Origin of the sequence: Paenibacillus sp. JDR-2, assembly GCF_000023585.1 — a bacterium.
Lineage (GTDB): Bacteria > Bacillota > Bacilli > Paenibacillales > Paenibacillaceae > Pristimantibacillus.
Window position 1 is genome coordinate 6,587,965 of record NC_012914.1, and the last position, 12,326, is coordinate 6,600,290.

Consider the following 12,326-nt stretch of genomic DNA (forward strand, 5'->3'; position numbering starts at 1 on the left):
TTGCCTTAAATTGTAACAGTTTGTCGTGACGCCCGCAACGCATCGCGTTCATTTCCAGCAATAAGCAGGTATACATTCATATAAAAGGCCTCTTCCCCGTCGGAGAAAAGGCCGTGATTGGCAATTTTATAAGTAAGAATGCGGAAATAATTGCTGGTTTCAGATTTTATTCTTGCTCGATCAGCCCATATTTCCCGTCGCTGCGTTTATAAACAACATTCACTTCCTTATTATCAATATTGGAGAATACAAAGAAGTTATGTCCTACCATGTTCATTTGCAAAATGGCTTCCTCAACGTCCATCGGCTTCAGCATGAAGCGCTTCGTCCGAACGAGCTCAAGTTCATCTTCCTCATCCATAACGGATACGGCTGTCTGGCTGAGGCCTTCCTTGAACAGAGCTTTTACGCCGCTTTCATGCCTGAACTTACGGTTCATCTTAGTCTTATGTTTGCGAATTTGACGTTCCAGTTTGTCCACCACAACATCAATGGAGGAATACATGTCCTCACTCTTATCTTCCGCCCTCAGCATAACGCCGACCAGCGGGATTGTTACTTCCACCGCATGTTTGCCTTTGGTAACAGACAACGTGACGGTTGTTTCGGAGGCAGGAGCTTCAAAATACTTTTCCAATCGACTGATCTTCTTCACAGCATACTCTCGTAAAGCTTCTGTCACTTGAATACGATGACCTCGAATGATGTATTTCATGGGGCATTCCTCCTTTACGTGTTCTTATTATAACATATGCCAGCGCCTATTTCAAAATAGTTTTTTATTTATTATGAATTTTCAGATAATATTTTCGGAGGATCGGCCTGAATCTGTTTCTTCATTAATATGCGGATAAGCTATGGATCATGACAGTTGAAAAAGGGGCTATAAAAATGAAAAGCCCCGGTTTCCCGGAGCTTAGAATAGGCACTTGTCAATCGAACCATATAATGTGGCTGAATGAGTCAGCCTAGATGATTACAGTTTGACTACGTTTGCAGCTTGTGGACCGCGAGCGCCTTCTACGATGTCGAATTCAACCGCTTGGCCTTCTTCGAGTGTTTTGAAGCCTTCGGCTTGGATTGCGGAGAAATGAACGAATACGTCGCCGCCTTGTTCAGTCTCGATAAATCCATAACCTTTCTCTGCGTTAAACCATTTAACTTTACCTTGCATACATAAACAGTCCCTTCATCTTCAAATACTGTGAGGCGTCTAAGTTATGTTATGGCCCACAAGTCGAATATACCACCAGTGACACACTATTGTCAATATTTCCTTGTAAGCGAATACATTTTTTTTAGACATCCCTGAAGACTACCTTTTCGTATCAAAAAAGAGGCTGTCTCCGCCGCCGTAAGCGGAGTCGTATCTAGCTTGGGAACGGCGTCCCTGCTGGATTTTATCCCACTGCTGCCTTGCTTCGTCACGAAGGATAACCATTCTCGCAACGATAACGGACTCGATGGAAATTAACCGGTCGGCTTCCAGCCGGAGCACGGCCATTTGCTCCGCCGGGACAACCAGCTGCTCCAGTTCCAGGAACAGTTCTTCCCGCTGCTGCATGTATTCGTCGAACTGTTCCATATCGGCGCTGTCCAACCGCTCAACCAAATTAGACGACAGTAGAATGAGTCGCTGTAAAAGAGCTTCCATTAGCTTGTCCCGCCATTTGATTGACTTGCTTGGCCGCTTCCACCCACGTTGCCTTCAGATCTATTAAGTGCCCAAGCACTTCTTCGGCCGGTTCGGCATCCTTCCGGGTATTGGCTTCGATTAACCGATGGTTGAAATAATCGTAAAGCAGCAGCAAGCTTTCCGATACCGGGTTCGAACGGTCCAGGGTAATAATGAACTCGCTAATGATTTCCTGCGTCTTCATGAGACTCGTATGCGCATCCGCATTCCGCTGCTCTTTGAGAGCCTCAATGCCCTGACGGCAGAAACGAATCGCCCCGTCGTAAAGCATGATAAGCAAAGCAGCCGGATTAGCCGTCTGAACCGATGTCTGCATGTATGGATTGCGCGGTTGGTATTGCATGGGTTATTAGCCTCCTAGGAACCAAGCAGCGATGCAAGGCTTGAGCTGCGTGAATTCATCTGACTGATGTAGGTTTCCATCTGGGTGAATTGATTGTAATAACGGGTCTCCATATCGTCGAGACGGGTCTGGAGAGCCGAGATTTGCTTATCGTATTCTAATGATTCTTTTCCGAGTATATAAGTGTTTTTGACGGATGTGCTTGTTCCCGCTTTATCAACAATTTGACTAAAAATGGAGCTCGCCTGATTGTACAGCCGAGTGGCAACACCGTCTCCCGCAGTCGTCTTGCTATCCTTATCGTCTGCAGTGAACAAAGCCATTACTTCATCCGGCTTCTCCGAAATCATTTGTTTGAGCTTTGTCTCGTCAATGTACAGCTTGCCTTTATCCAAATAGCTGCCGCTAACGGACGTTCCGCTAATTAACGAACTCGAAATCCCTATATCGGACAGATTCTTCAATTGTCCGGATGCCAAGCCGCTAATTGAGGAAGACAAGGCCTGTCTCATCGAATACAGGCTTGATGTAAGAACGGAATCATTAGCAAGCATACCACTTTTTGCTTTTTCTTCCCATTGCTTAATCTGATCGTCGGTCATTTCTTTCTTCTGAGCATCAGTCAGCGGAGTGTAGTCGCGATATTTCTCTTCCGACAATTCCGAGTTGATCGAGCTGATCAGGTCATTGTACTTATCTACGAAGGTTTTGATCTTGTTAAAAACAGAATCAACGTCTTGCGTAACGCCAATGTTCGTTACATCGGACCCTTCCGATTTAGCCGTAATGCTGAGGCCGGCGATGGTGAAAGTATTTGAGTCGTATTCGCCCTCTACTCCGTTGAACTTTACTTTAGCGTTTTGGCCTTGCGTATAAATAGAAGGTGCTGTATCAGTAGGCGTAGCGCCTGTCAAACCAAGAGCACCTACTACACCAGCGTCGGAACCTGTAGTAAAATCAATCGTTTTACTTTTATCCGGATTATCAATAACCAGATTGCCAGTAGAATTCAAAGATAAAGAAACACCTGTATTCTTAAGGGAATCATTCATCTTTGAAACCAGATCTCCAACGGTGGATTTGTCCGTAAGATCAACCTTGTACTCTTTGCCACCGATTTTCAGGGAGAAAGCTTTGCCTGCAAAAGAAGCTAAAGAAGTATCCGATGCCAGCTTCTCCGTTCCCGTTGTAGTTGCAGCCGTTGTGCTTGTAGTCAGGCCTAAAATGCTACCTACATCCGCGCCTCTAAGGTCAATATCCGCAGCCGCGCCTGTTTTGGAAGAAGAGAAGAACATTGTCTTCAAAGTAGAGTCATAGGCTACCTTTACACCTGTTTTTACGGACTGCGCGTTGATTTTATTAGCAAGATCCTGATAAGTATCCTCGCTCTTAACCTCAACGTCAACACCATTGACGCTAATCGTCGTATCCTTCCCGATGGTTGCGCCCGTCAAAGTTCCGCTCTTAAGCGTAGCGGACTTAGCCAGCTGTTCAACCTGCAGGGAATACGATCCTTCAATCGCCGTTGCCGTTCCTGTTACCGTCGCTACATTTGTATTCGAGGAAGAAGCAGTTTTCGTCAAGTAAGCGGATTGCAGCTTCATATCGAATGCGGCATTTTTAAAATCCAGAACCTTGTTGTTAATCGCCCTATAATCGTCCTGCTTCCACTGGTTAATCTGCTTCTTCTGGTTGAGCTTGTCTAGTGGTACGCGCTGGGCATCCATGATCTGTTTAATCATGCTCTCGTAATCGATACCCGATGCTAACCCGGTTACACGTAAAGTACTCACTCTTATCCCTCCTGATCGTTACCGTTTCTCGTCAACAATTAAGCCTGCCATTTCCCATAGTTTTGCGATAAAGTCCAGAGACTTCTCCGGCGGGATCTCTCTTAATACTTCGCCCGTTTCTTTATCCTTCACCTTTACTGCGACAAGATGGGTTTGTTTGTGTACGTCAAATTGCAGTTCCGTTGGTCTTCCGCGCATAGCCTTAACGGCCTGCTCAATATTTTTGAATAACTGCTGCTCTCCAACGCTAATCTTCTCGCCCTGCAGCTCAGCTATCTTCACATCTTCAAAGCTGGTATAGGATCGTGATCCTTGAACAGCTGCTTCCATCTGTACCGAAGTTTCCGCATACACTTCTTTGCTAGGAGTCTTTGGTGCATCCGATGCTGGAATTCGTTCCGATGGAAAATTCGACCCTGAGATAGAAAGATTTGAACTCATCCGAATTTTCCTCCTGCCAGATTGATGTTTATTACTTATTATATCGGCACAATAAAATGGAAATATTATAGGCTCAATCAAGGTAATGGGGATAAAATGAGAGACAATAGATAACCTAGTCCACTAAAAACTTAATCTCTAATACTTCTATTAACCTGCCATAAACGTCAAAAATGCCGGGTCCTCTAATTTATAGGGAGACTCAGCACTTATATCTCTATTGCTTTTATATTTTTCTAACTATTTCTTTATAACCACTCGGATTTATTAACTGCCATCGCCAAGCATCCTCACACATCTCTTCGATTCCTCTTTCCGCTTCCCAAAATAATTCCCTTTTAGCCATAGATGGATCGGCGTAACATACTGCAACGTCACCTGGTCTTCGATCAACAATCGTATATGGAATCTTTCTACCCGATACTTGTGAAAACATAATGATCATCTCCATGACACTATAACCATTACCTGTCCCAAGATTGTACGCCTTGACACCAGTAGATGTCATTACTCTCTCAATTGCCCTAATATGCCCTGCTGCTAAGTCCATCACGTGAATATAGTCTCTAATCCCTGTTCCGTCAGGAGTTGGGTAATCGCCACCAAATATCTGAAGTTGTTCAAGTTTTCCTATCGCTACTTGAGTAATATAGGGCATTAAATTATTTGGAATACCGTTGGACTCCTCACCGAGTCGACCGCTTGAGTGAGCACCCACTGGATTAAAGTATCTTAAAATCGAAATACTCCAATTATTATCCGAGACATATAGATCCTTTAAAATCTCCTCAATCATAAGCTTAGTACGCCCATAAGGATTAGAAGATCCAAGTTGCGCGTCCTCCGATATTGCTCCTTCATTAATGGAATATACTGTAGCAGAAGAACTAAATACCATCTTCGTCACATTAAATTTCTGCATAGTTTGACAAAGAAAAAGAGTTCCTGTAACGTTGTTATGATAATAACTCAAGGGAGATTGTACTGACTGTCCGACTGATTTGTATCCAGCTAGATGTATAACTGCATCAATCTTGTTCTCCATAAAAATCTTTTCAATACTATTCTTATTTAATAAGTCTGCATGATAAAATTTTATATGCTTACCAGTGATCTCATATATTCGATGTAGAGGAACAATATTGCTATTTGAAAAATTATCTAAAACTATTAACTCATAACCGGCATTTATCAACTCGAGACAGGTATGGCTACCAATATAACCTGCCCCACCAGTTACTAGTATTACCATTAGCAGTTCCTCCATGCTGAAAGATCTCTACGTTTTTTGAGATATCACACTTCGTTATTTGATTGACATCACAACCGCATGTACCTCATCCTGCATGAACAAGTTGTCGATGTCGGTCGGGATAGTTTCTCCTTTTTGGTCTAAAATAAAAAATTTATAACCATAATCATCACGACACTCCATTAATCGATTCATAAATGTAAACCACTTGTTTCGTAACATTTGTTTGTTCAATTCAAAAATTACGGTGCCTACTTTCCTAGTACGCAGAGATTCTTCAAGACCTAGAAAGGCATGATATTCCCCTCCCTCGATATCTATTTTTACGAGATCGATATACTCTACATCTGTAAACAACGGATCAAGGGCAACTGCGTCCACCTCATAACTACTATAAGTATCAACGTGATAACGGTTCTTATAATTTTCATCATGTTCAATCAAAGATCCATTCCCCATAAACTTCTCTGTTGCATGGAATGTCAATTTAGTCTCTTCTGAATATACGGCTGCATTAAAAACAAGAGTTTGTTCAGTTAAATAGTTCATTGCGAGGTTTTCTCTGATGATCTCATAATGCTTAACGTTTGCTTCAAACGCAACTACATAGCCTTCCTTCCCAACCAAATATCCAGCCAATATCGTAAATAGCCCCATATTTGCTCCTACATCTACAAAAACTTGACCACGCTTTAAGTTTTTCAAAATGTAATTGGTCAATGGCACATCATATACACCATGAATGATAAGGTCTGGTGCGAGACTTAGGTCATTTGAATTGACAATCATCTTTCCACCCCATGTTAAGTGCACCAAAACTCGATTATTACCAATATAGCATCCTCTCATGTGTATCTCCTCTTTAAAAAAGATGATTTTGAATTGTTTTTTTATAAGCTTGTTCAAACATTACCACAATATTATCAAAGGAAAACTTTTCACGAACCGTTTCGACAGCCCGACGACGCAAACGTTGGCGTAATTCAGTATCTGTAGCCAAACAACGAATTGAATGAGCTAATTCATACACGTTTTCTAACTCAAAGAGTAAACCATTCTCACCATTAATTACTTGTTCTTTTAATCCTCCGACATCACTACAAATTACAGCACAGCCACTTGCCAACGCTTCCGTTACTGATAAACCAAAGCTCTCCATTCTCGACGGATGGACAAATATATCATAATCTGCTAGCTCCGCATGTAATTGTTTAGATGGTAAATTCCCACGAAAAGTAACCGGAAGCTTTAATATTTTTGATTCAGCTTCGAGCGCAGCCCTCTGGGGTCCGTCACCATAAAGTACAACCTCGAACTCTCCTATATCTTGTCCATTTAATAAAGCCAATGCCTTGAGTAACAGATCATATCCTTTCAGACGATTAAAATGGCCAGCCCCTGCTATTCGCAGAGGACTATTGATACGAAAATTAGGTTGAAACTGATCTGGATACACCCCGTTATGAACAACAACATGCTTTGATAATGCAATTTCCGGCATTAACTCGGTGATTGCATGAGACACTGTATGCACAAGTGTTGGACACTGAACTGCCATTTGATCATATGATCGCAACCACTCTTCCTCCTCTTTGGAGGATACCGATCCATTTAAAAGTCCTTCTTGTTTATAAACACCGTGTATTGTACCTAATAATGGTATGGAGGGTGCAATCGAGCTTGAAACGTAGCTTGATAGTGCGTTATTGGAATGAATCACATCATAATTAGTCATGTCAATGTGTTGCGCCAATAATTTATTGGAATACTTTAACAATTCTATATTTCTAACGGCTCGGGGGAATTGAAGAATACTTTGACGATATCGATTAATATCCTCCTGAACTGACTTTGGTAAGAATTTAATATGTGAGGAGCACAAGAAGTCAACTATGTGCCCACGTCGGCGTAGTCCACCCATCAATTGATAAACAAAAGTGTTGACACCGCCAGGGCAAGGATGTAGATCAAATGAATACATTAATATCTTCAGTATAAATCACCCCTTATGGATAACAGCCATATTCAAACTTGGCTAAAGCTTTATAAACTGAAATTAAATACAGGAATATTAACACCAGACAGAATTTTCACATTAAAATCATTTGCAATTCCCATATGAAAAATCGTATTTTCACTCCTACTTGTAATATAAAAATTGATTTCTTGGAATATACTACTCTCTTCCTTGATTTTATCATTTAATACTAGTATATCTGGCAGGTCCTCCTCATGTGAAGCAAGAAGCCCTTTTATAGCATTCAACTGTGTGTAAAATTCGGTATTATCTTCAATTCTTAAAACCAATGTTATGTCATCTTTGGCAGAAAATTTTTCAATAAATTCCTCAATAACCATTTCCCATAATGGATAAGGGTCATCAAAATCAGGATAAAATAACACAGAAGTTGATTTCAGTTGTAAAGCTAAGCTCGGTATATGTCGCTCCTGTAAATAAAATCTATCAACAAAATTTTCAATTTCTAACGAGAAATACTCTCTGTATTGTTGAATCTTCTCATTAGGCCAATTCCACCATTTAATTTTTAATAGTTTTTCTATTTGTTCTTCTTTAAATCGATACTTTATTATTCTAGCAGGGTTACCGGCTACGATTGCATAAGCAGGAACATCTTTTGTAACAACAGCCCCTGCCGCAATAACAGCCCCATCTCCGATTTTTACACCGGGTAAAATGATTGCGTTGTTACCAATCCATACATCATTGCCAATAAGAATTTCATACTTTTGTTCCATCTTTTTTTCATAAAAATTGAAATTAAAAATCGGAGCGTAAGATGTTGTCACTGATTTATAGTCATGAACTAAATTAAGAATTGAAGTAATTTGATATCCAATTGAACAGAAATTTCCTATCTGTAAGTTTGCATTCTTAACCCCGTGTAACATATAAACTGTCATTTCATTAATATAACTATATCTCCCAATTGTTCCATAACTAAAATTCCGATTGGGTGGACTATCATAGGAAAGTATAGCGTTTTCGGTTGATGCTACAAGGTTTCTTAATGTAATCAATTTATATAGTATCCTTTCACATAAAAGATTCCTAATTAAAAATCCTAGATCTTTTACCAGCAAAACTATAATTCATCTTTTGTTAATAGAATTCTTTCTCTTAAGTTACCAAAGTATTCTGGATAGTAAGCCGCATCCTGGATATAAAGACAATAATCATAGGCTTGCTTTGCCATCTCACTATTTCCCATTAATTGAAGAACCGTTCCATATAAATAGACTAAATCTGTGTTTAACATATGGTTGGGCAACGTACTTTCCAATAAAGCCAGTGCTTGACTATCAAGCTCCAGCTCGATATAACACAGCACAATCCATCGGACACAAATCGGATACTCCATAGAATCCGATGAAATACTTTGCAATTTGTCCTTTAGTAAATAAAGAGCTTCCTTGTATTTCTTAATCAAAAACAAATCTGCTATTTCTTTATATTTATCGTCCTTAGGTTGACCAAGGCCCTTCACTCTGACGTAGAGTTTGTCCGAATAGCCGTTATCGATATGACTTTTCCTGCTGGCCCACATTTCCCACCTTACGACTGAGATCCCAGGAATAAACTCATATTCCACCGGAATAAAAACTTCATTAGCCATTGAATGGGATAAAAATCGATCTATTTTTAAAATGGTATTCTTATCTGCAAGAAATGTACCACCATAAACTCTGTTCCAGTCGTGCTCATTTGAATATAATGGAGCTACCTCATAATCTGCAATCTCTTCATAATAATTCAACAGTTCCGTTAAGATAGCATTCCATTCGTAATTCGAGCTCGTATGATACCCGTTTTCTTGTAGCTCTCTATATAGCTCTTGATCCTCTAGCAGCCTCACTATGTTATCTGTCAATTTCTCTATGTCGCCTATCTGAGCAATTAGACAATTGTACTCATCCTCTGCATACTCCATTACGCCAACATTTTCAGTTGTGACAACTGGAGTACCACATGCCATTGCTTCAAGAGGGGGGAGTGGAAATGATTCATAATAAGAACCTGAGACATAGACAAATGCCTCCCTATACAGATCTGCTATCTGTTCTTGAGATGGGCTAACATACACTCTTCCAAGCGGTTCAGCAGGCTGGTGTTGGGTTATCCAAATCAGCTCAATATCATAGCCTTTTGAAAGTACAGCTTTATATACAGCTTTCAAATCTTTGATCCCTTTAAAAGCGGCTTGTTCACTTCCAACTATGATCATTGATTTTTTAGTTGCTTCTGTCTTTTTACCATAAAATAAAGAGCTGTTTAGTGCATTTTGACACACAGTAGATTGCCGCTCATATTTTTGGTGAATGATTTTAGAGATTTGTCCAGACACAGCAAGAATATAGGCTGGCATTTGATATTGTTTTTTAACAATCACTGAGATTTCTTTAGAAACACCTTCATCCTCAAAAAGATGGAAATCGCCTTGTTCAAAATAAACGACAGGTGCAATTCCCATTCCCACACATGCGTTAACGTGTTCCCAGTAAGTCGCAACAATTACATCGCAATCTGGAATACCATTTGCTAATTCGATTTCAAAGGGAACACATATATAATCAGTTTCTATAGGAAACCAATCGGGCTTAGGAAAATGAGACACCAAGGTCACTCGGGCTCCGAGTTTTTGCAATCCATTCGCATGTTCAAAAATAATTTTGACCCCACCACAAACACCAACATGATTTAATACATATACAACATGTATTGGCTCTTGTTTATTTCTGGAGTTTGTTTTTTTATTAAGCTGTTGTTTTTCAGCCCATATAAGGCGCTTTACGCGGTCAATATATTCCTGCGACCTCAGTTTTTGAATGGACTCTCTTAGCATAGAAGCAACTTCTTTCTATTCAAATTTCAGCAATTGCCTAAATTATTTAATTAGGTTATTAACCCATGTCATATAATCATAAACATTGTTGGCATTGTATCCGTGTCGTTGAGCCATCATAAAAGATTCTTTCGCCAAGCTATAATTAACTAATTTAAAATGGCAATAACCTATGTTAAAGTATAGCTTTGACTTTTGCATATCTTCACTCGTATTGTCTAAAGCTTCGGCGAAATGCTCAATAGCAAGATCATAAATTCTATAATCCATAAGGGTACTGCCTATAGCTGTTGAAATATCAATTTCAAAATTAGATTTTAAGTTGAGCAAGGCGTTAACTACTTGTCTATTATCAAGTAAAATCATTTCAGTTATTAGGTTCATGTAAACCAGCAATTCTTCCTTTAAAAGTATTTGATCAGTTGCTTGTCCGGTATATAAAAGAATGATTTTTTTATACGATATTGGAAAATCCTCAGTCTGATCTACTTCTATTGTAGAATTGCTTAAAATAGAAGAAACAACAGTAAACAGAGCTGTCCAATCGGTACGTTCTTCTAAATAACATTTGTAAAAACAGCTATAGGCTGCTTCATAATTACCATTAGAGAGTAACGCGAACATAAGTGTGCTGTCTTCGTATCTATATTGTGAGTTCCAAATTTTCCAATAGAATAATAGAACTTTTCCTAGTTTCACTGTAGACAATTTAGTTACTAGAAACCTAACATCTTCTTCAACGGACTTATGATAAATTCTATTTAGTAGAAGAATAATATCTTCTGGATTTTCTTTTTTAATTAAATTTATTAAGGAGTAAAAGGAATTTTCGTTATATTTATTCTCAGATAACGAGTTAAAGTAATGATCAAATGCTGATCCAGCATCATTCTTATATTCATACAAAATACCCATATAGTAATAAATATCCGTTAATAATCCGGGTATTGTATTAAGTTCAATGTCTTTATATTTAGATTGAAGTTCAATAACTTTGTTAAATGCCTCTAGTGCCCTAATGTATTCCTTGTTATTAAAATATTCTACGGCCAGATATTTATAAAAATCCGGATGCGAAGGAAATCTATCGATTGCTTTGAATATTGTCCGTTTCTTTTCTTCATATGAATAACCTAGCTGTTTCATTGACCTTATTATATTGTGATATGGCTTGGAATTAAGCCCTACAGCCGAAGCCCCTGACTCAATAAACATTTGTCCATATTTAATAGCATCATCGTATTGTCCTAATGTGATATAACAATCCGATAAATACAAGTAATTAAGTTTATTTTTACTATTGTTTGCCAGTTCAATTAATAATAGTTCAAGATTTCTTTCAGCCTTAGTTGAAATTATTTCACCTGAATAACCCGTGTGATAGATCTTCAAGTCGAGATTAGTTGAATTAAATAACTTAACCGTATCCCCTTCTTTAAAAACACTTTCATGAATGTTTCCCTTATATCTAATATTAGTATTTCCCCTGAATACCCTTACTAAAGAATTAGTCTGAATTACTTTTTCTTCTCTTCCATCAATACTCAAGTGTTTTAATAATAAAGCATCAATATTTTTATTATTATTTATCTTTTGTAAAACTGGAGGAATTGTTTTAGCTGTATCTTTATAAAAGAATTCATCTGCATCCAAAAATACAATCCATTCACTTGAAGCTTGATCTAAGGCATAGTTTCTTGCATCCGCAAAGCTATTATTCCACTCAAAGAAAAACACCTTTGCTCCTAATTCTTTTGCAATTTCAACAGTGTTATCAGTAGAGCCAGTATCCACTAGAATAATCTCATTTACTATTTCTTTAAAACTATCAATACATCTGCGGATATTTGCTTCTTCATTTTTTGTGATTAAACAAGCTGAAATTTTCATTTTGCACCTCAATAATTATTTAAAAAAGGGCCAGGAAAGTTCCTGACCC

12 protein-coding genes are annotated in these 12,326 nt (G+C 38.7%); all 12 read right to left on the minus strand.

Features of this window, described 5'->3' with window-relative positions; all coding sequences use genetic code 11:
• Window positions 1–166 precede the first annotated feature (166 nt).
• Window positions 167–715 carry a ribosome hibernation-promoting factor, HPF/YfiA family gene (gene hpf / locus PJDR2_RS28920; RefSeq protein ID WP_015847289.1) on the minus strand — a complete coding sequence of 183 codons (549 nt, stop codon included), beginning with the start codon at window positions 713–715 and terminating at the stop codon, window positions 167–169.
• 261 nt (window positions 716–976) lie between these two features.
• Window positions 977–1,174, minus strand: coding sequence for a cold-shock protein (locus PJDR2_RS28925; protein ID WP_015847290.1), 198 nt, complete (start codon window positions 1,172–1,174; stop codon window positions 977–979).
• Window positions 1,175–1,315: 141 nt separating this feature from the next.
• Window positions 1,316–1,654 (minus strand): hypothetical protein, encoded by a 339-nt coding sequence (locus PJDR2_RS28930; protein ID WP_015847291.1) that lies wholly within the window; start codon window positions 1,652–1,654, stop codon window positions 1,316–1,318.
• Complete coding sequence (gene fliS / locus PJDR2_RS28935; RefSeq protein WP_015847292.1) at window positions 1,614–2,039, minus strand: flagellar export chaperone FliS; 426 nt, start codon at window positions 2,037–2,039, stop codon at window positions 1,614–1,616. Before fliS ends, PJDR2_RS28930 begins: the two co-directional genes overlap by 41 nt.
• A gap of 14 nt (window positions 2,040–2,053) precedes the next feature.
• Window positions 2,054–3,832: a flagellar filament capping protein FliD gene (gene fliD / locus PJDR2_RS28940; protein ID WP_015847293.1), complete on the minus strand. Its 1,779-nt coding sequence runs from the start codon at window positions 3,830–3,832 to the stop codon at window positions 2,054–2,056.
• Window positions 3,833–3,850: 18 nt separating this feature from the next.
• Window positions 3,851–4,273, minus strand: coding sequence for a flagellar protein FlaG (locus PJDR2_RS28945; protein ID WP_015847294.1), 423 nt, complete (start codon window positions 4,271–4,273; stop codon window positions 3,851–3,853).
• Between the two features lie 226 nt (window positions 4,274–4,499).
• Window positions 4,500–5,525 (minus strand): UDP-glucose 4-epimerase GalE, encoded by a 1,026-nt coding sequence (gene galE / locus PJDR2_RS28950; RefSeq protein WP_015847295.1) that lies wholly within the window; start codon window positions 5,523–5,525, stop codon window positions 4,500–4,502.
• 54 nt (window positions 5,526–5,579) lie between these two features.
• Window positions 5,580–6,374, minus strand: coding sequence for an FkbM family methyltransferase (locus PJDR2_RS28955; RefSeq protein ID WP_015847296.1), 795 nt, complete (start codon window positions 6,372–6,374; stop codon window positions 5,580–5,582).
• A 13-nt stretch (window positions 6,375–6,387) separates the two neighbouring features.
• Window positions 6,388–7,506 (minus strand): glycosyltransferase family 4 protein, encoded by a 1,119-nt coding sequence (locus PJDR2_RS32655; protein WP_015847297.1) that lies wholly within the window; start codon window positions 7,504–7,506, stop codon window positions 6,388–6,390.
• A gap of 62 nt (window positions 7,507–7,568) precedes the next feature.
• Complete coding sequence (locus tag PJDR2_RS33785; protein ID WP_015847298.1) at window positions 7,569–8,564, minus strand: CatB-related O-acetyltransferase; 996 nt, start codon at window positions 8,562–8,564, stop codon at window positions 7,569–7,571.
• 65 nt (window positions 8,565–8,629) lie between these two features.
• Entirely contained in the window at window positions 8,630–10,387 is a 1,758-nt protein-coding gene (locus PJDR2_RS28970; protein ID WP_015847299.1) for a glycosyltransferase family 4 protein, read from the minus strand.
• 42 nt (window positions 10,388–10,429) lie between these two features.
• The gene (locus PJDR2_RS28975) at window positions 10,430–12,277 is read right to left on the minus strand and encodes a glycosyltransferase family 2 protein (RefSeq protein ID WP_015847300.1); all 1,848 of its coding nucleotides are present in this window, start codon (window positions 12,275–12,277) and stop codon (window positions 10,430–10,432) included.
• Between the last annotated feature and the right edge of the window lie 49 nt (window positions 12,278–12,326).

Bases quoted from the DNA above. Each gene is read 5' to 3' on its own strand.
- hpf (WP_015847289.1), bottom strand. From the start codon at position 715: ATGAAATACATCATTCGAGGTCATCGTATTCAAGTGACAGAAGCTTTA.
- PJDR2_RS28925 (WP_015847290.1), bottom strand. From the start codon at position 1,174: ATGCAAGGTAAAGTTAAATGGTTTAACGCAGAGAAAGGTTATGGATTT.
- PJDR2_RS28930 (WP_015847291.1), bottom strand. From the start codon at position 1,654: ATGGAAGCTCTTTTACAGCGACTCATTCTACTGTCGTCTAATTTGGTT.
- fliS (WP_015847292.1), bottom strand. From the start codon at position 2,039: ATGCAATACCAACCGCGCAATCCATACATGCAGACATCGGTTCAGACG.
- PJDR2_RS28945 (WP_015847294.1), bottom strand. From the start codon at position 4,273: ATGAGTTCAAATCTTTCTATCTCAGGGTCGAATTTTCCATCGGAACGA.
- galE (WP_015847295.1), bottom strand. From the start codon at position 5,525: ATGGTAATACTAGTAACTGGTGGGGCAGGTTATATTGGTAGCCATACC.
- PJDR2_RS28955 (WP_015847296.1), bottom strand. From the start codon at position 6,374: ATGAGAGGATGCTATATTGGTAATAATCGAGTTTTGGTGCACTTAACA.
- PJDR2_RS32655 (WP_015847297.1), bottom strand. From the start codon at position 7,506: ATGTATTCATTTGATCTACATCCTTGCCCTGGCGGTGTCAACACTTTT.
- PJDR2_RS28970 (WP_015847299.1), bottom strand. From the start codon at position 10,387: ATGCTAAGAGAGTCCATTCAAAAACTGAGGTCGCAGGAATATATTGAC.
- PJDR2_RS28975 (WP_015847300.1), bottom strand. From the start codon at position 12,277: ATGAAAATTTCAGCTTGTTTAATCACAAAAAATGAAGAAGCAAATATC.